At 64.9% G+C, this 26311-nt stretch carries 28 protein-coding genes; 19 read left to right on the forward strand and 9 right to left on the reverse strand.

The window, feature by feature from the left end:
* Positions 1 to 3: 3 nt before the first annotated feature.
* The 3 genes from BLQ70_RS23165 to hmuQ all read right to left on the reverse strand — a co-directional run bounded on the left by BLQ70_RS23165 (position 4) and on the right by hmuQ (position 2481).
* Positions 4 to 1461 carry a hypothetical protein gene (locus BLQ70_RS23165; RefSeq protein ID WP_091861927.1) on the reverse strand — a complete coding sequence of 486 codons (1458 nt, stop codon included), beginning with the start codon at positions 1459 to 1461 and terminating at the stop codon, positions 4 to 6.
* A gap of 140 nt (positions 1462 to 1601) precedes the next feature.
* Complete coding sequence (gene hutX, locus BLQ70_RS23170; RefSeq protein WP_091861931.1) at positions 1602 to 2123, reverse strand: heme utilization cystosolic carrier protein HutX; 522 nt, start codon at positions 2121 to 2123, stop codon at positions 1602 to 1604.
* Between the two features lie 10 nt (positions 2124 to 2133).
* The gene (gene hmuQ, locus BLQ70_RS23175; protein WP_091861934.1) at positions 2134 to 2481 is read right to left on the reverse strand and encodes a heme-degrading protein HmuQ; all 348 of its coding nucleotides are present in this window, start codon (positions 2479 to 2481) and stop codon (positions 2134 to 2136) included.
* Positions 2482 to 2841: 360 nt separating this feature from the next.
* On the opposite strand from hmuQ, the gene BLQ70_RS23180 reads away from it, so the two are divergent.
* The 4 genes from BLQ70_RS23180 (at position 2842) to BLQ70_RS23195 (ending at position 6344) form a co-directional block, all read left to right on the forward strand.
* Complete coding sequence (locus BLQ70_RS23180; RefSeq protein WP_244512131.1) at positions 2842 to 3801, forward strand: heme/hemin ABC transporter substrate-binding protein; 960 nt, start codon at positions 2842 to 2844, stop codon at positions 3799 to 3801.
* 23 nt (positions 3802 to 3824) lie between these two features.
* A complete protein-coding gene (locus BLQ70_RS23185) occupies positions 3825 to 4904 on the forward strand; it encodes a FecCD family ABC transporter permease (protein WP_091862049.1) in 1080 nt (359 codons plus the stop codon).
* Entirely contained in the window at positions 4897 to 5721 is an 825-nt protein-coding gene (locus BLQ70_RS23190) for a heme ABC transporter ATP-binding protein (protein WP_091861938.1), read from the forward strand. Before BLQ70_RS23185 ends, BLQ70_RS23190 begins: the two co-directional genes overlap by 8 nt.
* 110 nt (positions 5722 to 5831) lie before the next feature.
* Positions 5832 to 6344 carry a L,D-transpeptidase gene (locus BLQ70_RS23195; protein ID WP_091861941.1) on the forward strand — a complete coding sequence of 171 codons (513 nt, stop codon included), beginning with the start codon at positions 5832 to 5834 and terminating at the stop codon, positions 6342 to 6344.
* Positions 6345 to 6348: 4 nt separating this feature from the next.
* On the opposite strand, the gene BLQ70_RS23200 is transcribed toward BLQ70_RS23195, so the two are convergent.
* Complete coding sequence (locus BLQ70_RS23200) at positions 6349 to 7296, reverse strand: 2-hydroxyacid dehydrogenase (RefSeq protein ID WP_091862052.1); 948 nt, start codon at positions 7294 to 7296, stop codon at positions 6349 to 6351.
* Positions 7297 to 7537: 241 nt separating this feature from the next.
* Here BLQ70_RS23200 and BLQ70_RS23205 point away from each other — a divergent pair, with 241 nt between their 5' ends.
* Complete coding sequence (locus tag BLQ70_RS23205) at positions 7538 to 7855, forward strand: DUF2853 family protein (protein ID WP_061965698.1); 318 nt, start codon at positions 7538 to 7540, stop codon at positions 7853 to 7855.
* A gap of 83 nt (positions 7856 to 7938) precedes the next feature.
* On the opposite strand, the gene BLQ70_RS23210 is transcribed toward BLQ70_RS23205, so the two are convergent.
* Both BLQ70_RS23210 and BLQ70_RS23215 read right to left on the reverse strand, forming a co-directional pair.
* Positions 7939 to 9243: a class I SAM-dependent methyltransferase gene (locus BLQ70_RS23210; protein ID WP_091861944.1), complete on the reverse strand. Its 1305-nt coding sequence runs from the start codon at positions 9241 to 9243 to the stop codon at positions 7939 to 7941.
* 84 nt (positions 9244 to 9327) lie between these two features.
* The gene (locus BLQ70_RS23215; RefSeq protein ID WP_091861947.1) at positions 9328 to 9549 is read right to left on the reverse strand and encodes a DUF1674 domain-containing protein; all 222 of its coding nucleotides are present in this window, start codon (positions 9547 to 9549) and stop codon (positions 9328 to 9330) included.
* 116 nt (positions 9550 to 9665) lie between these two features.
* Here BLQ70_RS23215 and htpX point away from each other — a divergent pair, with 116 nt between their 5' ends.
* From htpX to BLQ70_RS23245, 6 genes are all read left to right on the forward strand, one after another.
* Complete coding sequence (gene htpX, locus BLQ70_RS23220; protein ID WP_091861950.1) at positions 9666 to 10595, forward strand: zinc metalloprotease HtpX; 930 nt, start codon at positions 9666 to 9668, stop codon at positions 10593 to 10595.
* 1 nt (position 10596) lies between these two features.
* A complete protein-coding gene (locus tag BLQ70_RS23225; protein WP_091861953.1) occupies positions 10597 to 11961 on the forward strand; it encodes an RsmB/NOP family class I SAM-dependent RNA methyltransferase in 1365 nt (454 codons plus the stop codon).
* Positions 11962 to 12045: 84 nt separating this feature from the next.
* Positions 12046 to 13764: a heparinase II/III family protein gene (locus BLQ70_RS23230; RefSeq protein WP_244512132.1), complete on the forward strand. Its 1719-nt coding sequence runs from the start codon at positions 12046 to 12048 to the stop codon at positions 13762 to 13764.
* Between the two features lie 101 nt (positions 13765 to 13865).
* Positions 13866 to 15458, forward strand: a complete 1593-nt coding sequence (gene purH / locus BLQ70_RS23235) for a bifunctional phosphoribosylaminoimidazolecarboxamide formyltransferase/IMP cyclohydrolase (RefSeq protein WP_091861961.1) — start codon at positions 13866 to 13868, stop codon at positions 15456 to 15458.
* 74 nt (positions 15459 to 15532) lie between these two features.
* Positions 15533 to 16711 (forward strand): low temperature requirement protein A, encoded by a 1179-nt coding sequence (locus BLQ70_RS23240; protein WP_091861964.1) that lies wholly within the window; start codon positions 15533 to 15535, stop codon positions 16709 to 16711.
* A 22-nt stretch (positions 16712 to 16733) separates the two neighbouring features.
* Positions 16734 to 17024, forward strand: coding sequence for a helix-turn-helix domain-containing protein (locus BLQ70_RS23245; RefSeq protein WP_280140838.1), 291 nt, complete (start codon positions 16734 to 16736; stop codon positions 17022 to 17024).
* A 151-nt stretch (positions 17025 to 17175) separates the two neighbouring features.
* Here the strand turns inward: BLQ70_RS23245 and BLQ70_RS23250 are convergent, their stop codons facing one another.
* Together BLQ70_RS23250 and BLQ70_RS23255 are read right to left on the reverse strand one after the other, a co-directional pair.
* Positions 17176 to 18144, reverse strand: coding sequence for an NADPH:quinone reductase (locus BLQ70_RS23250; protein ID WP_091861967.1), 969 nt, complete (start codon positions 18142 to 18144; stop codon positions 17176 to 17178).
* Positions 18145 to 18264: 120 nt separating this feature from the next.
* Entirely contained in the window at positions 18265 to 19248 is a 984-nt protein-coding gene (locus BLQ70_RS23255; protein WP_091861970.1) for a winged helix-turn-helix domain-containing protein, read from the reverse strand.
* A gap of 339 nt (positions 19249 to 19587) precedes the next feature.
* Here BLQ70_RS23255 and BLQ70_RS26165 point away from each other — a divergent pair, with 339 nt between their 5' ends.
* The 7 genes from BLQ70_RS26165 to BLQ70_RS23285 all read left to right on the forward strand — a co-directional run bounded on the left by BLQ70_RS26165 (position 19588) and on the right by BLQ70_RS23285 (position 24753).
* Positions 19588 to 19719 carry a hypothetical protein gene (locus tag BLQ70_RS26165; RefSeq protein ID WP_280140839.1) on the forward strand — a complete coding sequence of 44 codons (132 nt, stop codon included), beginning with the start codon at positions 19588 to 19590 and terminating at the stop codon, positions 19717 to 19719.
* Positions 19720 to 20226: 507 nt separating this feature from the next.
* Positions 20227 to 21297: a helix-turn-helix domain-containing protein gene (locus BLQ70_RS23260; RefSeq protein WP_091861972.1), complete on the forward strand. Its 1071-nt coding sequence runs from the start codon at positions 20227 to 20229 to the stop codon at positions 21295 to 21297.
* 538 nt (positions 21298 to 21835) lie between these two features.
* Complete coding sequence (locus tag BLQ70_RS23265) at positions 21836 to 22096, forward strand: hypothetical protein (RefSeq protein WP_139163624.1); 261 nt, start codon at positions 21836 to 21838, stop codon at positions 22094 to 22096.
* Positions 22096 to 22755 carry a DUF6647 family protein gene (locus BLQ70_RS23270; protein WP_091861978.1) on the forward strand — a complete coding sequence of 220 codons (660 nt, stop codon included), beginning with the start codon at positions 22096 to 22098 and terminating at the stop codon, positions 22753 to 22755. Before BLQ70_RS23265 ends, BLQ70_RS23270 begins: the two co-directional genes overlap by 1 nt.
* A 44-nt stretch (positions 22756 to 22799) precedes the next feature.
* Positions 22800 to 23519, forward strand: coding sequence for an SDR family NAD(P)-dependent oxidoreductase (locus BLQ70_RS23275; protein ID WP_091861981.1), 720 nt, complete (start codon positions 22800 to 22802; stop codon positions 23517 to 23519).
* 470 nt (positions 23520 to 23989) lie between these two features.
* Positions 23990 to 24268 carry a hypothetical protein gene (locus BLQ70_RS23280; RefSeq protein WP_061965673.1) on the forward strand — a complete coding sequence of 93 codons (279 nt, stop codon included), beginning with the start codon at positions 23990 to 23992 and terminating at the stop codon, positions 24266 to 24268.
* A complete protein-coding gene (locus BLQ70_RS23285; RefSeq protein WP_091861985.1) occupies positions 24265 to 24753 on the forward strand; it encodes a YbaK/EbsC family protein in 489 nt (162 codons plus the stop codon). The genes BLQ70_RS23280 and BLQ70_RS23285 overlap by 4 nt, the downstream gene beginning before the upstream one ends.
* 3 nt (positions 24754 to 24756) lie before the next feature.
* Here BLQ70_RS23285 and BLQ70_RS23290 read toward each other — a convergent pair whose 3' ends face one another.
* Positions 24757 to 25560 carry a DUF72 domain-containing protein gene (locus BLQ70_RS23290; RefSeq protein ID WP_091861988.1) on the reverse strand — a complete coding sequence of 268 codons (804 nt, stop codon included), beginning with the start codon at positions 25558 to 25560 and terminating at the stop codon, positions 24757 to 24759.
* A 194-nt stretch (positions 25561 to 25754) separates the two neighbouring features.
* On the opposite strand from BLQ70_RS23290, the gene BLQ70_RS23295 reads away from it, so the two are divergent.
* On the forward strand, positions 25755 to 26198 hold the full coding sequence (locus tag BLQ70_RS23295; RefSeq protein ID WP_091861991.1) for a helix-turn-helix domain-containing protein: 444 nt from the start codon (positions 25755 to 25757) through the stop codon (positions 26196 to 26198).
* Positions 26199 to 26311 lie beyond the last annotated feature (113 nt).

Raw genomic sequence — 26311 nt, forward strand, 5'->3', positions numbered from 1 at the left:
CCTTCAGCGGGCAGCCCCCGAAGCGGCGAGGCCATCGGTCGGCGCTTCGGCGGAATCGTCGAGATGCAGCCAGATGAAGACGGTATGCGTCAGCGTCCGCAGGATCGAGATGGCGCCGATCGTCAACAGCAGCTCCGGCGACAATGCGCGGAACCACGCCATCGCCGCCACGATAGCGATCAGCGCGACGCCGTTGATCACAACCTGCCAGAATGGCTGGCGCGAAAGCGTCGCCACTTCCTGCAGCGGCCCGAGCACGGCAATGCCGATATAGAACGCCGCCAGCAATGCGATGACCTCACCGAGATTCTGCCACTGCGTCCCGTCCAGCCAATGATCCGCCACGAGCGAGACCAAGGCGATGACGCCGAACAGGACCGTCGCGCCGACGATCAGGCCGAGCGCCATGATGCGTGCCCAGAAACGCCGCCGCGGGCCGGCATGGGCGCGCAGGCGGTTCAGCACGAGCGGGATCGACACGGTGCCGAACATCTGGGTGGGCATGTCCAGAAGCCGCATCGACAGGGCGATCTGCGCGGCCAGCACGGTGTTGCTGGCATAGGGCAGCGCCATCAGCGGCGCGATCGCGAAGCCATAGGCCAGCAGCGCCGACGGCAGCAGCGCGCGCGGCGCATCCCGCCAGCGGATGGCTGCCTCGGCGAGGCTGCGCCATGACCACAGACCCGGCTGGACAAGCTCCGCGACCGAATCCCGTCGGCGCCGCAGAAGATAGGCCGCCGCCAGCACATGCCCGAGCGCATCGGCCATGAACAGGGTCAGCGCCTTCGGCCCGAAGATCGCGATCAGGATCAGCATGATCGCCGGCTGGACCACCGCCTGCACGACATTGCTGTTGCCGATGGCGCGGAAATCCCCCTCCGCCGTCGCCTCGGACCAGAGCAAACGCAGGACCGAACGCGCCGCCAGCGAAACCAGGAAGAAGAAGGCGACGGCAGGCGCGACCCAGCCAGTCGCGGCGAGCCCGATCAGGACCAGGGTGGTGATCGCCAGGAAGGCCACCCCGACGGCAGCGGCAAGCCGGAAGGCAAGGCCAAGCCGGAAGCGATCGCTGCTCCGGAAAAACACCGCCTCCAATCGCAGGAGCGAGGCGATCGAGATAAAGTTCGCAGCCGATGAAAAGACGGCGAAGGCGGCGAAGACGAAAGGCGGGCACAGGGCGGCCGCAATGATCAGGCCCCAGACCGAGATCAGCCGGGCCTGAATGAAGCGCAGGCCGAGCAGGAGCGCCGAACCCAGATTCGACCGCAGAGCCGGAACCCGCCTCGCCACGAACCTCCGCCCGGCCGCAATGCTCAGCTCGGGGCGGCCATGCGGCAGATGGGCTCGATCCATGGTGACATGCGCGGCCATATCGCCCCCCATCGTCGAACCGTCGGACAGCCTTTCGTCGGGCGTGGCCGCCGCGTCGCCCGAGAGCTCGCGGTCGCGCGATGCGGTCATGCCCGACGGGCCTTCTGCCGCGAAGGCTGCGTCAACATGGTTAACGATTGGTTAATTTCGCTCATGTCCGTCACTGATGCCGCTTCGCGCAGCTTGTACCGCGCGAAGCATAAACCGCACCATGGCGTTTTTTTCGCGGCTCAGGCGAATTTTGTCTTGAGCGCCTCGAACCGCGCCAGCTGGTCCGCCAGCAGTTCCCGCGCGGCATCGCGCCGCACGAAGACCTTGAACATCACCTCGCCGGAACCGTTGAAGAACTGCACCGAGCAGGCGCGCCGGCCCTGCGCGGTGGAGCGGTCGACCAGATAGATCGCCCGGCAGTTCTCGGCCTTGATATGCCCGCCGATCGGGCTGTCGCCATGGATGTTGTAGTAGCCATGGCCGAAGCTGCCGACCGGCAGCGAGCCCTCGCATTCCAGCACGATGTCGGGCGTGTGCATCAGGAAGAGCACCGTCCCCCAGCTCGCCAGCTCCTTCCAGACGTCCTCGAAGCGCTCGGGTGCCACGAGCTGACGCTGCCCGGCGGGCAGGAGTTCGAGGACCGCGCGCGTCGAGACCTTGGCCTCGCGCGCCACGGCCTCGATCAGGCCGTCCGGCTTGGCCGCGAGCAGGGCGCGCGCGTGCTCCATCGGGTCCTGCGCGACGGTGTCGGCGGTCGTCATCGGGTCAGCCTCACTCGGCCGCCTGGCGGGGCAGGCGCGGGTTGCTCTCGCTCAGCACGGTTTCGAAGCCCTCGAATTCGGGATGGCCGAGATACATCGGCTTCGGGCGCGGCTGGCCGGCATTGCGATGCGATTCGCGGAACTGCTCGGACTTGGTCCAGGCCGTGAAATCCTCCTTCGAGGCCCAGCTCGTATGCGAGGAATAGAGCGTGTGATCTTCCTTCTCCGGTCCCTTCAGCAGATGGAAGGAGAGGAAGCCCGGCATCTCGTCGAGCCGGGTCTTGCGCGAGGACCAGACCGTCTCGAAGGCGGCCTCCTCGCCCTTGACGACCTTGAAGCGATTCATGGCGATGAACATCGGTAAACCCTGCATCTGACGCGCCGGAGCCGGCGGAAACGAACGATGCCGCGATCGCGGCAGGGCAACCGCCATCCGTTCAAGCGCCTCCGGAAGGAGGGCTCGACCCGGAAATGCACATGGCCGGCAGGCGACTATCCGGCGAGATCGCCCGACGAAGCCGGCCGCGCATCGGCGTTGCCCTTGACCCCTTGTAGTAAAGCCTCATATCAGCGTCAATAATACCGCAAAGAAGATCTTGTTTTGAATAATTAAAAACAGGATCTACTTTGTATTGAATGATTTTAAACTGGCTACAACCTTCTTGCCTGGCGCCCGCGTCGGTAGAATCCACCGTCTGGGCCCGAACGGAGTTGCGATATGTCTGGCTCGCGCATCACCAAAGCCCATGGCGGCCTGCGGCAGCCGAACCGTCGCGAGATGACCGCAGCACTCGCCTTGAGCGCGCTCGGCCTCGGTGGGCTCGCACTCCCCGCCGCCTTGCCGGGCGCGGCGCTTGCCCAGACGCCGGATCGCATCGTCGTCGCCGGCGGCGTCATCACCGAGGTGATCTATGCGCTCGGCCTGCAGGACCGCATCGTCGGTGTCGATTCGACCAGCCAGTTCCCGGCGGAGGCGCTGAAGCAGAAGGCGAATGTCGGCTATGTCCGCGCGCTCTCGGCCGAGGGCGTGCTTTCGCTGAAGCCTTCCCTGATCATGGCGATCGATGGCGCAGGCCCTCCCGATGCCGTCTCGCTGCTGACCGAATCCGGCGTGAAGATCGCCCGCATCCATGACGGACTCACTCCGGACGGGGTCACCAGCAAGATCGCCGCGATCGGCGCCGCGATCGGCGCAGCCGCCCCGGCCGAGCGCCTGGCAGCACAGACCAAGGCGCGCTTCGACGAGCTCGCTACGCTGCGCTCCGGCATCGCCAAGAAGAAGCGGGTCCTCTTCCTGCTCTCGCTCCAGAACGGCCGCGCCATGGTCGGCGGCCGCAACAGCTCGGCCGATGGCATCATCACGCTCGCCGGCGGCATCAACGTCGCCGATGCGATCGAGGGCTACAAGCCGATGACGGACGAGGCGATCGCCGCCGCCGCGCCGGACATGGTGCTGATGATGCGCAACAGCAGCGCTCATAACACCACGCCCGACGAGCTCTTCACGATGCCCGCCTTCTCCCAGACCCCGGCAGCGACCGGCAAGCGGCTGGTCCATATGGACGGGCTCTATCTGCTCGGCTTCGGGCCGCGCACGCCGATGGCGGCGCGCGACCTGATGGCCGCGATCTACCCGGAAGCCGCTATTCCGCCGCTCAAGACCGCCGCCGCCCCGTGACCCTCGCGGCACCCTCCCCGACCATGGCTTCATCGCCCCTGACGACGCTGATCGCCGGCCGGCGCCGCACCGGCCTGCTCGCGGTTGCGGGTCTTGGCCTCGCCTGCCTGCTCCTGACCGTCGTCGCCATCGGCCAGGGGGCGATCTCGATCGCGCCAGGCCGCGTCGCCGAGATTTTGATGGCGCGGCTTTCCGGGGACACCACCTTGCTCGAGGGCCGCGATGTCCTCGTCGTCCTCAATATCCGCCTGCCGCGCGTGCTTCTCGGCCTGCTCGTCGGCGCCGGCCTCGCCGTCTCCGGCGCCCTGATGCAGGGGCTGTTCCGCAACCCGCTTGCCGATCCCGGCCTCGTCGGCGTCTCCAGCGGTGCGGCACTGGCGGCAGCCACCACCATCGTGCTGGGCGACCGCTTGCTCGCCGGCACGATGATGAAGCTGCCCTTCGCCGCCCTGCCGGCCGGCGCCTTCTGCGGCGGCCTGATCTCGACGCTGGCGCTCTATCTCATCGCCACCCGCGGCGGTCGCACCTCGGTCGCCACGATGCTGCTGGCCGGCGTCGCGCTCGGTGCGCTCGCGGGCGCGCTGACCGGCCTGCTCGCCTTCATGTCGGACGACCGGCAATTGCGCGACCTGACCTTCTGGTCGCTCGGCAGCCTCGGCGGCGCGAGCTGGACGAAGCTGACGGTGGTCGCGCCGATCATCCTGCCGCTGCTTCTCCTGATGCCGCTGCTGGCGCGCGGCCTGAACGGGCTGATGCTCGGCGAGGCCGAGGCCTACCATCTCGGCATCCCCGTCCAGCGCATCAAGGCGCTGGCGATCCTGCTGGTCGCGCTCGCCGTCGGCGCCAGCGTCGCCACGGCCGGCCTGATCGGCTTTGTCGGCATCGTCGTGCCGCATCTGATCCGGCTCTGCGTCGGCCCGGACCATCGCCTGCTGCTGCCGCTCTCGGCCTTGGGCGGTGCGATGCTGCTGGTCGGCGCCGATATCGTCGCGCGCCTGATCGTCGTCCCCGCCGAACTGCCGATCGGCATCGTCACCGCCACGATCGGCGCGCCCTTCTTCCTCTGGCTGCTGCTCCGCCGCACGAGCCTGATCGATGTCTGACGCGAACCCGATCCTCTCCGGCCATGGCGTCAGCTTCCTCGCCAGCGGGCGCAAGCTCGTCAGCGATGCCAGCCTCGAGCTCACCGGGGGCACAACGACCATCCTGATCGGCCCCAACGGCGCCGGCAAATCGACCCTGCTCAAGCTGCTGACCGGCGAGCTCAAGCCGGCCGGCGGCGATATCCGCATCGCCGACGAACCGCTCGCGGCGGTGCCGGCCTGGCGTCTCGCCTGCCTGCGTTCCGTGATGGCCCAGCATGCCCGCCTCGCCTTCCCCTTCAGCGTCTACGAGGTCGCGAGCCTCGGCGTCGACGGCATCGGCCGGGCCCTGACCCGCCAGCGGCGCGAGGCGATCGTCGCCGAGAGCCTCACTGCCGCCGGCGTGATCGATCTCGCCGGGCGGCGTTATCAGACGCTCTCCGGCGGCGAGCAGCAGCGCGTGCAGTTCGCCCGCGTGCTCTGCCAGCTCGAAGCCGGCCGCAGCGTCGCGCAGCGGCAGGTGCTGTTCCTCGACGAGCCGATCGCCAGCCTCGATCTTTGCCACCAGCTCGCTTTGCTCGACATGGCCCGCGCCATCGCAGCCCGCGGCGTTGCGGTCCTGATCGTGCTGCACGACCTCAATCTCGCCGTGACCTATGCCGACCATCTCGTCGTGATGGATCAGGGCCGGATCATCGCGCAGGGCCCGCCGGCTAGGACGCTGGACGACGCGCTGCTGCGCCAGGTCTTCAAGGTCGACCTGACGCTGAGCCGCGCGCCCGCGCCCGGCCTGCCCTTCCTGCTGCCGCAGCAGCACCGGGCTCGGCCGGCGGCCTAAAGAGCTGATTCACCGGTGATTCATCCTGAATCATCGCTTCACTATATCGCTCAACCCGCGCTTCACGGCTGCGGCGGCACAACTCCCGCAGTTTCCAGGGAGTTCCAGACATGTTCCGGCATATCGCTGTCGCGACCCTTGCCCTGTCGGCCGCCATTGCGGCTGCGCTGCCTGCGCAGGCCCGCGAGGTCGTCGGAATGCGCGACGGGCGCTTCGACCCCGGCACCATCGTGATCCGCACCGGCGAGCGGAAGCTCTACTACGTCGTCTCGCCCGGCGAGGCGATCCGCTACACCATCGCCGTCGGCAAGGCCGGCAAGCAGTGGCGCGGCGTCAAATATGTCGAGGAACTGCAGGTCGATCCGGCCTGGGCGCCGCCGGCCGAGGTCAAGCGCGACAATCCCCGCCTGCCCGACGTCATTCCCGGCGGCTCGCCGCGCAACCCGATGGGCGCGCGCGTCATCGGCCTCGGTCCCGGCGGGCAATACGCGATCCACGGCACCAACATGCCGAACACCGTCGGCAAGGCCGCATCCTATGGCTGCTTCCGCATGCACAACCAGGACGTGATCGACCTTTACGCACGTGTCCAGATGGGAACGCCGGTCGTCGTCCTGCCCTGATCCTTCAGAGGGTGACCGGCGAAAGGATCGGCCGTCCCGCGAAGAACGCCTCCAGATTGCCGAGCAGCATCCGCAACTGCTCTTTCTTGGCATCCTGCGAACTCGCCGCGATATGCGGCGTCAGCACGACATTGTCGAGCGCACGGAGCCGCTCCGGCACATGCGGCTCCGCAGCGAAGACGTCGAGCGCCGCGCCGGCGATCCGCTTCTGTTCAAGCGCTGCGCAGAGCGCGTCCTCATCGATGACGAGGCCGCGCGCGATATTGACGACATAACCCGCGGGCCCAAGCGCGTTCAGCACGGCATCGTCGATGGCGTTGCGGGTTTCGGCACTGGCCCGGACAGCGACTACGAGCACGTCGGCCCATGCGGCAAGGCCGGGCAGGCTGTCATGGAAGCGGTAAGGCAGGTCCGGCTTGGGCGAGCGGCTGTGATAGCCCACCTCCATCTCGAAGGCTGCGGCGCGGCTCGCGATCCGGCTGCCGATGGCGCCGAGCCCATAAATGCCGATCTTGCGGCCGGCGAGGTCCGGCGTGTTGGCGACCGGATCGCGCCCCGGTTTGCCCCAGAGGCCGTCGCGCAGGAAGCGCTCCCCCTGCCCGATGCCGCGCATGGCGCAGAGCATCAGGCCCATCGCGAATTCGGCGACGCTGCGCGCATTGGCGTCGGCGGCATTGCAGAGCCTGATGCCGCGCGCCTTGGCCGCGGCGGCATCGACCCCCTCGACGCCGGAGCCATAGCAGGCGATCAGCTCGAGCTTCGGCAAGGCGTCCATCAGTTCGGCGCCGGTCCGGCGCCCGCCATAGGTCACCAGCACGCGCGCGTCCCTCGCCTCCGCCGGGATCGCGGCCGCGGCGTCGCCATCAACCGGCCCGATCACGGTGTAGCTCTGCTTCAGGCGGGCGATCGCTTCGGCGGCGAGACGCGGCATCATCAGGATCGTCGGCTTCATCATCATGCTCCGGGGGATGCTGCATCGCAGCACCGGATCGGCGCCGGCTCAACCCATGCTGGCGTTGGCCCCGTCATCCGCGCCACGCAATCCCGGCCTTCGACCAAAGGCTGGCCCGGGCCGTTCCGAAATCTCGAAATCTCATCCTTTGCCCCCTCGCCCCCCGCAAAGAACCGCGTTAACCTCCGCCCGCGACACGTAACCACCCGTACTCCCGTACGGGCCAGGAAGGGGCTACCAGATGGACCATCTCGCCGACGTGAAGAAGTTTGCCAAGAAGGCGCTCAACGAAGCGGCCTTCGCCGGCATGTCGAAATCCTATGCACTGGTGATGAGCAAACCCGATACCCGCTACGTCGCCTGCTCCGATCCGGCCGAACTCGATCGCGTCCGCGAAAACTTCCTGAAGAAGAAGCTCGGCCTGAAGTCCGGCGATCTCGACGGCTCCGTCAAGGCGATCTGCGAGCACATGAAGGCCGACAAGACCAAGTCCCGCCTGACCTTCTATTACCTGCTGGCCGAGCATCACGGAAAGCTCGACCTCTTCGTCAAGAAGTAAGACCTCGGCCCGGCCGCGCGCCGGGCGACCTTCCCGACATCGGAGAAGACGGGAGGCCGGCATCGAGCCGGCCGAAGTGCCGTTCAGGCGCGATAGAGGTCTGCGCGCGTCAGCGGCAGGCCGGACGGCCCCTTGCGCCGCTTCGAAACCAGCGTCTGGTTGACCAGCGCCCCGCCGCGCTCGAAGGCCAGCGAACAGCCGGCGAGATAGAGCAGCCACATCCGCGTCCGCTCCGGGCCGACCTCAGCCTCGGCCTTGTCCTTGTTGGCGTCGAGCCTTTCCCACCACAGCCGCGTCGTACGCTGGTAATGCTCGCGCCAGCCCTCGACGTCATGGACCTCGAAGCCGTGGCGCTCGAGATTGGCGATCGACATGCCCAGATGGTCGAGCTCGCCGCCGGGAAAGATGTAGCGCACCAGCGCGCGATACTCGGCCGGCATCTTGTTGAAGGCCTTCTCGGTCTTCTTGGCGCGGCGCGAGATGCAGTGATGCAGATAGAGCCCGCGCGGCCTGAGCAGCCGGTTCACCGCCTGGAAATAGGACGGATGGTTGCGGATGCCGACATGCTCGAACATGCCGATCGAGGAGATCTTGTCGAACTCCCCCTCCATCTCGGTGAAATCCTTGAGGTGGAGCGTGACCTTGCCCTGAAGCCCGAGCCTCTCGACCTTCTCGCGCGCCAGCGCGAGCTGCTCCTCCGCCAGCGTCACGCCATGAGCCTCGACCCCGTAATAGCGGGCGGCGTGACAGACCAGCGCGCCCCAGCCGCAGCCGATATCGAGGAAGCGGTCGCCGGGCTGCAGGCGCAGCTTCCGGCAGATCATGTCGAGCTTGTCGCGCTGGGCGCGCTCGAGATCGCCGTGATCCTCGCTGAAATAGGCGCAGGTGTAGACCATCTCCTCGTCGAGGAAGAGCCGGTAGAAATCGTTCGAGACGTCGTAATGGTAGGCGATGTTGGCCTTGTTGGTGGCCGGCGCGCCGTCCCGCGCGATCTCGTCGCCCTTGGGATGGCTGACAGCGGCCTCGGCCGTGCCCGGCGCGAAGATGAAGCGCCTGATGACATCGAAGACCGCGCTCTTCGGGATGTTGCGCGCGAGTTTGCCGACCTTCCCTTCCGGCCGCGCCGCGGCGAGATCGAAGAGCGAGCCGTTCACGATCGAGAGCCGGTCGGCGATATGCAGGTTGAGCAGGGTATCGAGCTTGGGCTTGCGGATCAGCGCGGCCAGAACGCCGGGGTCGGCGATAGCGATTGCGAGTCCGTCCGCCGGCCAGGAAGCTGGAACCATGCTCCCGTCCCAGAGCCGGAAACCGAGCTTCAGGCCGAGCTTGTCATGCGCCTCGGCAAGAAGGCGGCGCAGGGCCGCGAGGCGCTTGTCGTTGCTATCCATGAGGCACATCCGCTGCTATCCGGCGCCTGTTTGGACGCAGAGCCGCGGATTGGCAATGTTTCGGGGCCATAGCAGCCCCGTCCATCAGAAATCGCTGGCGATGCCCTTCACTTCCCAGTCGTCGTAACGCACCGGCTCCAGCCCGCCGCGGCCGTTGACCTCGCGTTGCCTGGCGATCTCGGCAGCATGGGTATCGATTGCAGCGCGGCGCGCGGCCGCTTCCGCCAGAGCACGCTGCGCGGCGGGGGACAGTATCTTGGCTTCCGGCGCATCCGTCGGCCTGTCCTGATCGGTCTTATCGGGCATTTCGGCGCGTTTCCTTGCAGGATTCTCTTGCAGGATCGGGATTGCCCTCACCACATAGGGCACGATGCTCGCAGATGCGAGGGCCGACGCCAGATGGCGCCAGAGAAGGGATTTCGATGAACTACGTGCGCACCGGTATGTTGATGGCGGGCCTGACGGCGCTTTTCGGCGCGGTTGGCTACCTGCTCGGCGGCGGCGGCGGCATGCTGATGGCGCTCGGCTTTGCCGTCGTGACCAATCTCTTCAGCTACTGGAATTCCGACCGGCTGGCGCTGGCCGCCCACAATGCTCAGGAGGTCGATGCTGCGACCGCGCCCGAGCTCTACGGCATGGTTCGCGACCTCGCCGCCCGCGCGAACATGCCGATGCCGCGCGTCTACCTGATCCACGAAGACCAGCCCAACGCCTTCGCCACCGGCCGCAACCCGCAGAACGCCGCCGTCGCGGCGACCACCGGCATCCTGCGCACGCTGACCTATGAGGAGCTCGCCGGCGTGATGGCGCACGAGCTCGCGCATATCAAGAACCACGACACGCTGACCATGACGATCACCGCGACCTTCGCCGGCGCGATCTCCTCGCTCGTCACCTTCGGCATGTTCTTCGGCTCGCGCGACAACCGCCCGAACTTCATCGTCCAGATCCTGCTCTCGATCCTCGCGCCGATGGCCGCCGCCTTGATCCAGATGGCGATCTCGCGTTCGCGCGAATACGAGGCCGACAAGCTCGGCGGCCAGATCTGCGGCAATCCGGTCTGGCTCGCCGACGCACTCGCCAAGATCGCGGCCGGCGTTCAGCACATCCCCAGCGAGACAGCCGAGGCCAAGCCTGCTACGGCGCACATGTTCATCATCAATCCCTTGACCGGCGGCGGCATGGATAATCTGTTTTCGACACACCCCGACACCGGCAACCGCATTGCCGCCCTGATGGAGCAGGCGCGTGCGCTCGGCATCGGCCGCAGTGCTGGCGGAGCCGGCTTCACCGCCCAGGCCGACAGCAATCCCTGGGGCAATGCCCCGCGCCAGCCGGGCCCGTGGGGCTGAGATGGCAGATCAATCCTCCTCGCGCCGCCCCGCTCGGCCGGAAACGCCGCCCAAGCTCGACGATGCCCCGGGCCTGCCGGCGCGCCGGCTTGCGGCCACGGTCATCGACGAGGTCCTGCGCGCCCGCACCGCCCTCGATGAGACCCTGGAGCGGATGTTGCCGGAATCTGGGCTCGATGCCGCCGATGCGAGCCTCGCCCGCGCCATCGCTGTCACGGCCTTCCGCCGCCTCGGCACGATCCAGCACGCCATCGACGCACGCCTCGAGCGCGGCAGCCCGCGCAAATCCGGCCCGTTCGAGCCGATCCTGACAGCCGCCGCCGCCCAGATCCTGTTCCTCGACGTGCCCGACCACGCGGCGGTCGATCTCGCCATCCGCCACCTGCACGAGGACGCGCGCTCGGCCCGCTATGCCGCACTCGGCAATGCGGTGCTGCGCCGCCTCGCCCGCGAGCGCGATGCGGTCCTCGCCGAGGCCCAGGCGGAGGTCTTCGGCGATACGCCCGACTGGCTGGTCGAAAGCTGGTGCACAGCCTATGGCGAGGATACCGCCGCCGCGATGGCGCAGAGCCATCGCGAGGAGCCGCCGCTCGACCTCAGCGTCAAGGCCGATCCCGCCGGCTGGGCGGAGAAGCTCGACGGCATCGCCCTGCCGATCGGCTCGGTGCGCTTGCGCGAGCGCCAGGCCATCGCCGGCCTGCCGGGCTTCGATGAGGGTGCGTGGTGGGTGCAGGACGCCGCCGCCGCCCTGCCGGTCAAACTCCTCGCCCCAAAACCCGGCGAGCGCATCGCCGATCTCTGCGCGGCGCCCGGCGGCAAGACCGCCCAGATCGCCGCGGCCGGCGCGAGCGTCACCGCGCTCGATCGCTCGAGCCCGCGCCTGCGCCGGCTCAAGGCCAATCTGGCGCGGCTCGGCCTCTCCGCCGAAGTGGTCACGGCCGATGCCGTGACCTGGAAGGCCGATCCCTTCGACGCGGTCCTGCTCGATGCGCCCTGCAGCGCGACTGGCACGATCCGCCGCCATCCCGACGTCGCCTGGACGAAATTGCCCGAGGATCGCGACCGGCTGGCTGCCCTTCAGGCGCGCCTGTTCGATGCCGCCGCCGCGTTGACGAAGCCCGGCGGACGCCTCGTCTACTGCACCTGTTCGCTCGAACCGCAGGAAGGCGAAGAACAGACCGCGGCCTTTCTCGCCCGCAATCCCCAGTTTCGTCGCGAACCCGTCCGCCCGGAGGAAATCGGCGGTTTGGCTGATGCGATCGACTCGAATGGCGATATCCGGACCCTGCCGCACCAATTGCAGGGCGAAACCCCACGCCTTTCGGGATGGGCGGGATTTTACGCAACCCGCCTGATCAGGCTATGACGGAGCCAGGATTCGCGCGGCGCACCGCCGCGCCCGGGCACGGAGTCGACAGGGGATTTGAGCGGGTGGGCTGAGCGACGGGGGTTGGCCCAGGCCGCGATCGGACGGGCGGCGCGGCGAACCCGCGGCCAGTTCGTCGGCGCCACCCGCAGGCTCTGGCCCTTCGGCCGCAGCAACGCCACGCGCCTGCTCTTCGCCCCGCATGACCTGCGCACCGCCGACCCGACGACGGCCGGCGATTTCTATGCAGGCTATTACGCCTTCGCCGGGCGCACCCTGCGCAGCCACGGTGAATCGCCGTTCGACGCGACGCCGCCGAGCGATGCCTGGGCCGAGGCGCTCTACGGCTTCGGCTGGCTGCGCCATATGCGCGCCGCCGACACCGCGATCGCCCGCGCCAATGCCCGCAGCCTGGTCGAGGATTTCATCGCCAGGCGTCGCGACCGCCATGACATCGCGCGGCGCCCTGCGGTCGCTGCACGTCGGCTGATCGCCTTCCTGTCGCATTCCCCGCTGCTGCTGGAAGGCGCCGACCATGCCTTCTACGAGCGCTATCTGCGCCATGTCTCGCGCCTGACGGACCGGCTGAGCCTGGCGCTGTCCGGAGCCGTCGAAGGGGCCGACCGGCTGAACGGCCTGATCGCCATCGCCTTTGCCGCGATCTGCCTCGACGGGCAGGATGGCCACCGGCGCCGGATCGAGATCCTGCTGTCCGAGGAACTCGACGAGCAGATCCTGCCCGATGGCGGCCATCTCTCGCGCAACCCACGCCTGTTGATCGAATTCCTGCTCGACCTCCTGCCCCTGCGCGAGACCTTCGCCGCTCGCGGGCTCGAGCCACCGCGTGGGGTGATGACCGCGATCGAGCGGATGATGCCGCATTTGCGCCTGTTCCGGCATGGCGACGGGGCGCTTGCCCTGTTCAACGGCATGGGCACGACCCCGCCCGACCTGATGGCGACGCTTGCGGCCTATGACGATGCCCGTGGCCGGCCGACCGAACATGCCGCCTATTCCGGCTACAGCCGCCTTGCGGCCGAGCGCAGCATCGTCGTCACCGATGCAGGCGCACCGCCGCGCGGCGCCTATTCAGTCGAGGCCCATGCCGGCTGCCTCGCCTTCGAATTCTCCAGCGGCCCGCAGCGCATCATCGTCAATTGCGGCGCCAGCCGCTTCGGCCCCCCGGAATTGAAGCTCGCCGCGCGCAGCACCGCCGCCCATTCGACGCTCGTCCTCGACGATCGCTCCAGCGCCAATTTCGGCATGGTTCTCGGCGAAATGCGCGTCGTCTCCGGCCCTCGCGATGTCCGCGTCGCCCGCCAGGACGGCGCTGATGGCGCCGAATGGGTCGCAAGCCATGACGGTTATCGCCGCAGCCTCGGTGCGACCCATACCCGCCGCCTGACGCTCGCCCGCGACGGCGCCGCACTGGCCGGCGAGGACGAGGTCGCCCTGACCGGGACGCGCACCGCGCTCGCGTCCGCCTTGCGCTTCCACTTGCACCCGAATGTCCGCGCCAGCCTTGTTCGGGACGGCAGCGGCGCGCTTCTGGCGCTGGCCTCGGGCGAGGTCTGGAGCTTCGAGGCCGGCGGCCTGACCATCGCCATCGAGGAGAGCATCTTCCTTGCCTCCTCGGACGGGCGGCGGCGCACCGAGCAGCTCGTGATCGCCTTCGATGCCGTGGCGACGCCGCGCGTCACCTGGCGCTTCAGCCGGATCAGCACCGCCAATCCCCGTGCCGGCAAGACGGTCGCCGCTGCGATCGCCGAGCGCGAAGCTGCGGAACCCGCTCCCGACGCGTGACGGTTCTGCGACGGCGGCTTTTGCCTTTTGCAGCGCAGCATGATAGCCCGCGCGCGTCTGCCGAAACCGCCTTTCCGCAATCCAAGCCGGACCTGATCCCGATGCCGAATGAGCTTCGCCGCGTCGAACGCGCGCTTCTTTCCGTTTCCGACAAGACGGGGCTGATCGATTTCGCGCGCGCCCTCCACAAGCTCGGCATCGCACTGGTGTCGACCGGCGGCACCGCCAAGGCGATCGCCGAAGCCGGCCTCCCCGTCAGCGACGTCTCCGATCTCACGGGTTTCCCCGAGATGATGGACGGACGGGTCAAGACCCTGCATCCGAAGGTCCATGGCGGCCTGCTCGCGATCCGCTCGCATCCCGAGCACCAGGCCTCGATGCTCGGCCACGGCATCCAGCCGATCGACCTGCTGGTCGTGAACCTCTACCCGTTCGAAGCCACCGTCGCGGCCGGCAAGGCCTATGACGACTGCATCGAGAACATCGATATCGGCGGCCCCGCGATGATCCGCGCCGCCGCCAAGAACCATCACGACGTCGCCGTCGTGGTCGAGCCGGCGGACTACCCCTCCGTCCTCGCCGATCTCGAGGCCCAGAAGGGCGCGACCACGCTGACTTTGCGTCGCAAGCTCGCCCAGAAGGCCTATGCCCGCACGGCAGCCTATGACGCGGCGATCTCGAACTGGTTCGCCAATGAATTGGGCGACACCGCCCCGGCCTTCCGCGCCCTTGGCGGCGCCCTGGCCGAGACGATGCGCTATGGCGAGAACCCGCATCAATGGGCCGCCTTCTACCGCACCCCGGAGAACCGGCCGGGCGTCTCGACCGCGCGTCAGGTGCAGGGCAAGCAGCTCTCCTACAACAACATCAACGACACCGACGCCGCCTTCGAATGCGTCGCCGAGTTCGTCCCCGAGGCCTCGGCCGCCTGCGTCATCGTCAAGCACGCCAACCCCTGCGGCGTCGCCGCCGGCGGCTCGCTGCTCGAAGCCTATGAGCGCGCGCTGGCCTGCGACCCCGTCTCGGCCTTCGGCGGCATCGTCGCCTTGAACCGCAAGCTCGATGCCGCGGCTGCCAGGAAGATCGTCGAGGTCTTCACCGAGGTCATCATCGCGCCGGATGCCGACGAGGAGGCGATCGCCATGATCGCCGCCAAGAAGAACCTGCGCCTGCTGCTGACCGGCGGCCTACCCGATGTCCGCTCGCCCGGCCTATCGCTGCGCACCGTCTCCGGCGGCTTCCTCGCCCAGTCGCGCGACAACGCCGTCGTCGACGGCATGGAGCTGAAGGTCGTGACGAAGCGCCAACCGAGCGAGCGCGAGCTCGCCGATCTGCGCTTCGCCTTCCGCGTCGCCAAGCACGTCAAGTCGAACGCCATCGTCTACGCGAAGGACCTCGCCACGGTCGGCATCGGCGCCGGCCAGATGAGCCGCGTCGATTCCTCGCGCATCGCCGCCTGGAAGGCCGCCGAAGCGGCGAAGGCGGCCGGCGTTGCGGAGAGCCTGGCCCAGGGTTCGGTCGTCGCCTCCGACGCCTTCTTCCCCTTTGCCGACGGCCTGCTCGCAGCGGCTGACGCCGGTGCGACCGCGGTGATCCAGCCCGGCGGCTCGATGCGCGACGACGAGGTCATCAAGGCCGCCGACGAAGCCGGCCTCGCCATGGTCTTCACCGGCCACCGCCACTTCCGCCATTGACGGCCATACCGGCTGCGGGACACCCTCGCTGACGGGCTGCGCGCGAAAGCGCGCAGCAGGGGATAGGGGTCTGCATGGCCAAAGCTCACAAACCCGGCGCGCTGCTCAGGGAACGCGTCGAACACCAGCATGCGAGGGTTTCCTACGTCGAGCTGTTCTTCGACCTGGTCTTCGTCTTCGCGATCACCCAGATTTCGCACACGCTGCTGGAGCATTTCAGCCCGCTCGGCGTCGCGCAGGCCGCCTTTCTGCTCGGCGCCGTCTGGTGGATCTGGGTCTATACGAGCTGGGTCACGAACTGGCTCGATCCCGAGCGCCCCCCGGTCAGGATCCTGCTCTTCGTCCTGATGTTTCTCGGCCTGGTGATGTCCTGCGCCTTGCCCGAGGCCTTCGGTGCGAACGGCCTCGCCTTTGCAGGCGCCTATGTCACCGCCCAGCTCGTCCGCTCGATCTTCACGATGGTGAGCCTCAAGGACGCCTCGCCCGCCAATTACCGCAACTTCCAGCGCATCACGATCTGGCTCGTCTGCTCCGGCGCATTCTGGATCGCCGGTGGCTTGAGCGAAGGCCCTCTGCGCTTCGGCCTCTGGCTGGTCGCGCTCGGCATCGAATATGTCGGCCCGGCCGCCGGCTTCCGCGTTCCGGGCCTTGGGCACTCCCGCACCAGCGACTGGAATGTCGAAGGCGGTCATCTCTCCGAGCGCTGCGCCCTCTTCATCATCATCGCGCTCGGTGAATCCGTTCTGATGACGGGCGCGACCGCCGCGAAGCTGCCGGTGACGGCCGTCAACCTGACAGCCTTCCTCAATTCCTTCCTGAGCTCGGTCGCGATGTGGTGGATTTATTTCCATATCGGTGCCGAACGGGCGAGCCATCACATCGCACGCTCCGACGACCCCGGCCGGATCGCACGCATCGCCTATACCTATCTGCACGTGCTGCTGGTCGCCGGCATCATCCTGGTCGCCGTCGGCGACGAACTGGTCATCGCCCATCCCACCGGCCATACCGATGGCAGAACGGCAATCGCCGTCCTGGCCGGCCCCGCCTTCTATCTGCTCGGGAACCTGCTGTTCAAACGCATCACGGCCGGCTGGTATCCGCTCTCCCATCTGGTCGGCCTCGGCCTGCTCGCCGTACTGGCACCGGCCTGGACGGTGTTGCCACCGTTGGGCTTCAGCCTGGCTGCGACCGCGATCCTGGTCCTGGTCGCCGCCTGGGAAGCGGCCTCGCTGCGGGCCAAGGACGCCTGATCCATGCACGCCATCAATTTCATTGGATAATCGGAAAGAGCCCTTTAGAGCACATGAATGGGAAGCGCCTCATGGCCGCCTCGTCACAACAATCATGGCCGGGTTCGCAGAGTTCGAGCGCTCGTTGATTTTGGCGCGAACCAGCGAGGGCCTTAGCCGCGCTAAGGCCCGAGGCGTAAAACTCGGCCGGCCGTTCGGAATGACCCACCATCAGCGGCAAGAGGCCCTGGCTAGGAAAGCTGCCGGCGAACCTGTTCGAGAGATCGCCCGTAGCTACAATGTAAGCCCGAGCACGATATCGCGGCTCCTCTAACGCCGCACGACGTGGGATCGCAATCGACAGGCCGCATGGGAGGCTGCGCTGGGTGATCTAACCGATGTAGGCGACACCGATAGGAACTCTTCGACAATCAGGAAGGGGCCGAAGGATCGAAGGCGCAAGAGATCGCCTAGCCACGCTGCGATTACTCGATTTTGACGATGACATTGCCAATCGTTCCGCCCTCAACTGCTTCGTGCGCGGCGGCGGTTTCGCTGAGCGGGAATGTCGGTCCGATACGGGCAACCGCTTCGCCCTGAGCAAGAGCGCGCGTGACGCCAGCCACTGCACGTTCCCGCTGCTGCGCGTCCAATTGATAGATCAGGAAGAAGTTCAACTGGATCGAATTGGCGAGGAAGGCAAAGGCAGGAATCGTCGCTTCGGCTCCCGTGCCGTAAACAATGACCTTTCCCTTTGGTTGGAGTACCGCCGGAATCAGACCGGCGTTGGCCGATAGGTCCATCTCGGTGATAGCGTCGACGCCGCGTCTCCCCGTGATATCAGCAATACGGTCGCCCACATTTTCACGCTTATAGTCGATGCAATGGTCGGCGCCGGCTTCGCGCGCTGCCATCGCCTTGTCCGGCGATGAGATCGTGCTGATCACGGTCGCGCCCCGAGCCTTGGCGAATTGAATGGCGAACTGGCTCACCGCCCCTGCGCCGCCGGATACGAGCAAGGTTGTGCCCTGACCGACCCCGGCAAGCTCGACAGCATGGTAGGCCGTCAGCGCAGGGATGCCGAGAGCGGCGCCCTCCTCGAAGCTAAGTGCAGCTGGCAAGGGAACGGCCTGCGCGGCCGGCAGTGCAATGAACTCGGCGGCTGTTCCAAATGGGCGCTGCCACTGCCCGTTCCAGATCCAGACCCGCTCGCCGAGGCGTGACTTCGCAACGCCAGGACCAATGGATTCGATTTCTCCAGCACCGTCGCTATGTGGGATGATCAGCGGGAACGGCGACTTTCGGTGTCCGCGGCTTTTGACATCGGATGGGTTGACCCCTGACGCGTACAAGCGCACGCGAACCTCCCCAACTCCCGGGCTTGGAGTTTCAACGTCTCCGATGCGCAGCACATCGCGCGCTGGCCCGTTGGTCTCATAGAATACTGCACGCATCGATCAGTATCCCTCAGCAATGTGAGAGCCTGGAAGAACGATAGCTCTGTGCGACCCGGTCAAGCGCTAGCGACAGCCGGACGGACCATAGCGACAATGGAGCTCGCTGTGCCGCGCCGGCTACCACAGAGCAGCTTTTTGCTCGGCCTCAACCAGTGCCCACACCGGATCGAGAGCGACACGCACGATCACTCCCGTGTCGAAGACCTCGTTGAATTCAAGCCGCCGGTCGGCTGTCATCACCACCTCGCGCTCGCTGTTTGGACCACTGTAGCGAAAGGAATCGCCGAGGACGCGGGCCTTAAAATGGGTCGCTCCAGCCGGCTTGACGACAAGGCTCAGGGCCCGAGGAGGCCCCCGAACTGTAAAGCCCGTCACGATGCCGGAAGGTTCGGCTCCGGTGATGACCAGCATGAATTGGCGGTTCGAATTAACGAACCCGGTGCTGCTGACCCAGATGCCGACGAAGCGGCGATGTTCAGGGAGAACACCGCGCCCGATCCGGCTGATCTGGAATGGCGGAAGCGGAAGCTCCTTCTCTGCTGCAATTGCCGTAATCCGCCGCGCGTCGTCTTCTGTGAAGAGAGCGTTGGCTGACGATGGCAACCACAGGTGGGCTGTAAGATATCCAGCTGCAGCCAGGCAGCAGATGGTGATGGCGGCCGTCGCCAGAGACGCCCGTTTGCGCTGTACAGGCGACCATAAAACGAGGCGACGACCAACTGACCCGACAATCGGGGTTTGAGATCGCTCGGGTGGCGGCAGCGAGTCGTGCTCTTTGGCCACGGGGGGGTGGCCGGCGTTCAGCAGGTATCCGCGACGGGGTACGGTTTCGATCAGGAGATGATCGGTGTCACCCAGCTTGTCTCGCAGCTCGCGAATGCACTGAACGAGCGAGTCATCCGTGACAGCAACATTTGGCCATACGACCTCAAACAGTTCCCGCTTCGACACCAGCCGTCCAGCATTCTCGGCAAGGTGACGGAGAACCTCGAACGCCTTGGGCCGTAGTGCAATCTCCTGATCGCCCGCTCTTAGGCGTTCGCGCGTCAAATCCAGCGCAAATCGGTCGAACTGTAGAAGTTTCGGAAGCGCCGGGTCCATGGTGCTTAGCTCCCACCCTAGCCCGCTCGATGAACTGCGTCCGCCGACTATAGGCGAAATATCGGCATTCCGTCACCCATTGACCATGACCAAACGGAATGCTCTTCGCTATTAACGACTTCGGAGGTTGGCGGCGGGGCGCCTCGTCATCCGTGGGGTGATGAACTGGTCGCCGGAATGGTATCGCCCCAGCAAGCACGCGGTCGACGATCTGGCGCGGCAGTTCGCTGCATTTTTAAGCAGACACGGCGATATTTCGCCGAGCAGAGCCTCGAGTTGATTGCAATCAGGGCAATGAAGGCGGCTTGATCACAACGGCTACGCGGCCGGCAGGCGACGATGAGCACCGCCAAATTCATCACGGCGGCGCTCACGCTCTGCAGTGCGGTCCGGGCCTTCGCCTGTCTGTCGCGGATTTTGCGCATTGCCGGGCATCAGGATGGAACGCCAACCGTTTCCTGTGCGATCTGAGGCCTGCTCGGCACTTTGTTCAAAGCCGGTCCCTGGACGAGGAGTTCCCTGCGGCTCGCCATGATGACCTTGCTGTGATCGGCATGACGATGCCCCTGTCGCAGCCCGCAGGACCGATCTGGTTGACGAACTCACCACGGCGTGAATTCTGCGGAGCAGTTCGAGAGGACAGATCGACGCATTTCGCCGGGGCAGCCTGCGTCAAGACAGGGCGGGAAATCTCTCCGAGTGCAGGAAAGAAGCCAGCGACGATCACGATCAACTCCAGCATTTCAAAAACTCCAGTTGCATTAACATTCTTATTCGTCGGATTTGAGCTGGTTAATCTTGAGGCGGAACCGTAGCGCGGGAGATGCTTACGCTGCGTCGCCCATATGTGCTAAGTTTGCTGCGGTGGGGAACGACGCTTTCAACTACGCTCCAAGTGCGCCGCCGAATTTGTCGGACCGTTGCCGAATTTGTCTAAAATTGCTTGCGTCACAGTAAGAAAGCTGGACGGAGACGCCTATGGCCGCGGGCACGAGCACCCCTGTGCTGACAATGTTCGACGTTGTCCGAGCCGAAGCTCTGGAGGATTCGAGCGGCAAGATTCGCGTTATTGAACGGGCCGCACAGTCAAACCGCACCTACACCTACCAATTGCAGGATCGTGCTCTTTGGCACCCACGCTTCGAGCCGCCGATTTTTACCCTTGCGACACGTGGCGCCGGCTCTCTTCTAACGAGTTTTGTCGCGAGCAGTTTTAGCACCGAGGTCACCGTCGATGGCGATGAAGGGAGCCTGTATTGTTTCACGACGATGCTCGCGGGCCATATAACCTTGGAACAGAAGGGAAGATCCACGACAGCCACACAACAAACCGGTCTCACTTGGAGGCCCGGTCCCGGCGGTCGCCTTTTAATCAGCGACGATAACGCGCGCACCAATGTTTTCTTGAAGGCTGCGGATATCGAGAGCACGCTTGAACACATGCTGGATGAGCGGTTGCGTCGGCCGCTGATTTTCGAGCCCAGCCTCGATTGGGGCACCGGGCTTACAGCCAGCCTGAAAAGCCAACTCGATTTCGTTACACAGGAATTTCAACGGCGGGACGGTGTTGCCAATAACCCAGTCGCACTTGCGTCGCTGACGGACCTACTCGTCTCGCTGATTTTGCGTGGCACCACTCATAATTACTCTGATCGACTCGCAAATGCAGCCGGAAATCCAATTCCGGCCTATGTTCGACGCGCGGAAGACTTCATGCGCGCCCACGGCGCGGAACCTATCCGTATGTCACATATCGCTGCGGCCGCAGGCTGCAGCTTGCGAACCTTGACGGCTGTGTTCAGGCATTTTCGCGGCAGCACCCCTTTGGCTGCATTGCATGCTGTCCGGCTTGATCTAGCGCATGCCGATCTGGCTCGGGGTATACGCGACGCCTCGGTCGCTACCGTCGCCCGCCGATACGGCTTCACTAACACGGCACGCTTTAGAACCGCCTTTCATCGCCGATTCGGTGAGACTCCTATTGAAATCGCCCGATATGCGTCCATACGGACGGCGCCGGCCTCCGCCGATCCTGCAAAAGACGAATGACCGGTTGCGGTTTGATCGATCCTGGCAGCGCGCAAGGGCTGGCGGCCAGCCATTCGCCGGCCGGCAAAGCTCTCAAAGAAATAATCGAGACAAGCGCCTCTTTAAGGATCCAGCTTACTATCCGGCGGAGTCCTCAGAATCTCCGTCCACATCTCCCACGTCCCGCTCGCTAACGATACCCAAATATCTTTAGCGAGGAGCTTCTCCGCGTCAGCTTCGACTGCAAGATTTCGCGCGACATGGACAAATTCGGCAGCGGTTCGACAAATTCGGCGACGAACCTTCGCTCATTACCGAAAGAAGTTCTCCCCTGTCGCCCAGCATGACACAGCTATCGGCGAAATATCGGCATTCGATCGCTTCTCCATCATGACCTAACGAAAATTTCGTTGCTACGAAGGCTAACCGGCAACGGACGGGACAAACCCGGCCCCACTCAATCCAAACGCCTGCACTCAAAGAGGCGCAAATGGGACGGTCTTCAGTGTTCGCTATATGCGCCTGCATCCTATGGGGCGGCCTCGCGGAGGGCGCACAATTGACGACGCGTCAGGCTCGGGCCTGCGTTGCCTGGGACAGGGAACTCGCGCGGATGCTTGAGCGGAGCGAGTTATTCGGCCTCAACACCGCAGAGCTACGTGACGGCATTCGCGTTGAAGCCTTCAAGCTGCGGGAGCGATGTGCTCGTGACATTAGCATGGCGTCCCTCAATCGCTATGTCATGCTCACGAAGCTTCTCTATGACGACGAAGCTGATGAGGTCGAGTCATTCAGTAAAAATCAATTACATGGAGATTGATGTACGCTGAGTTCAATGTAATCCAGGGATTCTATAGATCCCACCGTTATCTGCAGCTTATGCAGGTGAATTCTATGAGAGCGATCAATCGATATCTATTCTTTTGGACAACATTACTTACGGCGACCATGAATTTCGAAGCGCCTGCGCGTGACGAGACAATAGAGCGCCTGCGTCTCGGCTCCGGCTTCGAAATCGTCATAGGGGAGAGCCACCCTGATCCGGGAGGGCGGTTACTGGAGGCCCTCGCTATGTGGGTCGGAGCGAAGCTGGGGCAGTCGATACCCACGTCCTTGCCGAAACTCGTATTCAAGCCGGTTGGCCAAGTTTCCGCTTTACGGCTCAAGCAATACGCGTCCGAACTCATACAGCAACACGGTCGGCCAGATATCCTGTCGATCTACGATTCCCGCGAGAAGATCATTTATCTGGCGGACACATGGACCGGCGCAACGGCAGCCGATTTGTCGGTTCTCGTGCACGAGCTAGTTCATCATTTTCAGGAGGCACATCAATCCAAATTTGAATGTGACGCGGCACGCGAAGCCAAGGCTTTCGAATTGCAGGAAAAGTGGCTGAAATTATTTGGGGGGTCGCTTGAGAAAGAGTTCCAGATCGACCCATTCACGCTCCTGGTAAGAACATCCTGCGGAATGTAAGAGCTTTCAGCTCGTTAACGCCTCTCGGGAAATAGGGGGCTGCGGTGCAAGTCACATACGATTTCTCACAACAGACCGTCATTGTGACGGGTGGTGCCCGTGGGATCGGCAGAGCCATCGCGGCCAGCTTCGTGGCAAGTGGAGCCGACGTCTGGATCTGGGACGTCGAGCCCGTCGAACTTGCCGGAGCGCAGTCCGTTACCGTCGATGTGACCAAACGTGATAAGATCGCCAGCGGGCTGGCGCTTCTGGAAGGCAGAAGCGTCGACGTTCTCGTAAATGATGCGGGGCATCTCGGGCGTTATCAGCCATTTGAGAGCTTAGAACCGGCTGAGTGGCAGCAAATCCTGCAAGTGAACCTCGTTGGGATGCTAGAAGTCACACACCAGATTCTGCCGTTGATGCGGGCTGCGGGCAAAGGGCGGATCGTCAACATGGGCTCGCTTGCGGGCAAGGAAGGATTGCCGGACCTCGCCGTCTATTCCGCCGCGAGTGCGGGCGTCATCGCCTTTACGAAAGCGCTTTCCCGCGAAGTCAATGATACCGGCATCCGCGTCAACTGCGTGGCGCCGGGACCCATCGACACGCGAGTGATCCGGGATTTGGGCAATGAGACAGTCGACGCCATGGTTGCCGCCAGCCCGCTCAGCCGGCTGGGCGACCCAGTGGAGGTAGCGGCTCTAGTATTGTGGCTTTGCTCCGATGCAAGCGCGTTCAATACGGGCGCCGTCTTCGATATGTCCGGCGGGCGGGCCAGATACTAGGACTGCCTTGGCTGCCCGGAACCGGACGCGTCGAAAGTCAGCTATGGGTCGAGTTGGACGGTCGACGGTGGTTCAAGTCAGCTCGGTTTTTCAATTCCGTGCGAACGGCCCCCTCCCGCAATTCGCGAGGGTGCCCCCTGGTTCTAGGCCAGTCATTGATCCCCGAATTCCCTGATTAGGCAGTTGGCCGCTATCGCGAAGAGCGTCAGGAAAAGCCCCAGCGCCGCCAAAAGCTCATTGGGCGTGATCAGAAGTACGATCAAATCGAAGCCCTCTCTAATCCTGAGGCGGTGTCGGGATCAGATCCGGCGTGATGCCGGCAGGCGTCGTGTGACCGCGAGCAGTCCTCTGCACTTCAGCCATGAGCGAAAAGCTGTAGCTGCTTTGTAGATTTAGGTCGATTATGTCGGATTGATTCAACTGTAATCAATTGATTATAAATCGCTTTCTGAGAGATTGAGGTTTAGTCCATGCATACCATCAAGGTCATCGGCATCGGCTTCGCCTTGCTCGGCATCCTGCTCGTGCTGGCGCCGCGCCTCTCGATCTCCGCTGGGCGGCCGATCCCCTTCGCGGTGAAACTCTTCCTGCCGCTCTGGTTCGCCGGCGCGCTGATCAATCTCTGGATCGGCGTCATCAGCGCAGGCTATACCGTGATGGAGGAAGCACCGATCTTCCTCGTCGTCTTCGGCGTGCCGGCGGTCGCCAGCCTGCTGATCCTGTGGCTGACCTCCCGAATTGCCCGATGAGCCTCGAATCCGTCCGCGCCTTCTTCGCCCAGCACGCTCCCGACATCGCCGTCATCGTCACCGATGATAGCAGCGCGACCGTGCCGCTCGCCGCCGCCGCCCATGGCGTGGAGCCCGGCCAGATCGCCAAGACGCTCTCCTTGCGTATCGGCGACGAAGTCGTGCTCGTCGTCACCCGCGGCGATGCCCGGCTCGACAACAGGAAGGCCAAGGCCGCGCTCGGCGGCAAGCCGCGCATGCTAGGCCAGAAAGAGGTCGAGGCCCTGACCGGCCACCCCGTGGGCGGTGTCTGCCCGTTCGGGCTCGCGACGCCGCTCAAGGTCTATTGCGATGTCTCGCTGAAGGCCTTTGACATCGTCGTGCCGGCCGCAGGCTCGACCCATAGCGCGCTGCGGATCGCGCCGCAGCGCATGGCCGAACTGACACAGGCCGAATGGGTCGATACCTGCCAGGAGGCCGTGCAGGCGGCCGCAGCAGCAGAGTGAAGCTCAGCCCTGGGTCCGGGCGATCAATTCCATCGCCGCGGCGGGATTGCGCACCTTGTCCCCGCTGATCACATAGAGGAAGACGTCGCGTTTCTCGGCCTTGGCAGCCGGACCGACCGTCTCCAAGTCGTCCGGCACGCCGCCCTGGGCCCAGACCTGCGCGGCCTTGACCCAGCGATCGAGCCCGGCCTCGGAATAGCCCTTCGGCTCCGCCTCCTTGGTCCCCATGATCCGCGCATAGACGAAGGGCGCGGTCACATCGGCGATCTGGGTGTAGTCCGCATCGGCCGAGGTGATGACGGCTACGCCATAGCCGCGCAGCAACGCGATGAAATCCGGCGAGCGGAAACTGTCATGTCGGACCTCAACGGCATGGCGCAGCTTGATCCCGTCCAGCTCCTTCGGCAGGAGCTTAAGGAAGGCCTCGAAATCGGCGGGATCGAACTGCTTCGTCGGCATGAACTGCCAATTGATCGGCCCGAGCTTGTGCTTGAGCTCGGTCAGGCCGCTGGTCAGGAATTTCTCGACCGAAGGTCCGGCTTCCGCCAGCACCCGACGGTTCGTGCAGAAGCGCGAACCTTTTAGCGCGAAGACGAAACCCTCGGGTGTCTCTTCGCGCCATCTGGCGAAGCTCTCCGGCTTCTGCGAGCCGTAATAGGTGCCGTTGATCTCGATCGAGGTGAGCTTGCTCGCGGCATATTCCAGCTCTCGCTTCTGCGGCAGCCCGTCCGGGTAGAACGCCCCGCGCCAAGGCTCGAACACCCAGCCGCCGATGCCGATATGGATCTTGCCTGCTTCGCGGGCCATGGTTCGCTCCGTTCTTCCGTGCCGATATTGGCGGCAGCGACCAGTCCAGCGCCACCCGTTTTCGGCAGATATGGACATTAACCCGATAAGAGACAGCCGGATGTCAGGAGAACCGGCGAGCCACCCAATGGACGCTTCGCGCGATTGAAGCATAATGGGCCGCGTTCTTCCTCGGGTTGCGTCGGAAGGTTCCCATGAAACCGGATCTGGCTGGCGTGAACCGGCACATCGGAGATCGGCTTCGGCTGCTGCGAGGCAAACACAAGCTCACTCTGAAACATATTGGCGAGCTGCTCGGCGTCTCACACCAGCAGATTCGCAACTACGAGGAGGGCGTGAACCGGTTGACTGCCGACGCCCTGTTCGTTCTCTCGCGGGAAATGAAGGTTGACCCAGGCTTCTTCTTAGAAGGCCTGTTCGGACCTCATTCGGAACACAGTCTCACCGACCAAGCCGCAGCGGATTACATTGCTAAGTCCTCACCGGTCCCGGAAAGCTCACGACTGGATGAAGCATTCGCCCGTATCCGTTCGCGGCAGCAACGCTTGCTCGCCGTCCGGCTCGTCGAAACGGTGGCCGAGACCGAAGCTGACGGCATGCGCAGAGAATACTCCGGTAGCGCACAGCCTGATCGATAAGGCGCTTCAAACAGCATAAAAGCCCCGTCGCGATTGCGACGGGGCTTTTATGTTTGGTTGCGGGGGCCAGATTTGAACTGACGACCTTCAGGTTATGAGCCTGACGAGCTACC

Source organism: Allobosea robiniae, assembly GCF_900102525.1.
Taxonomy (GTDB): Bacteria; Pseudomonadota; Alphaproteobacteria; order Rhizobiales; family Beijerinckiaceae; genus Allobosea; species Allobosea robiniae.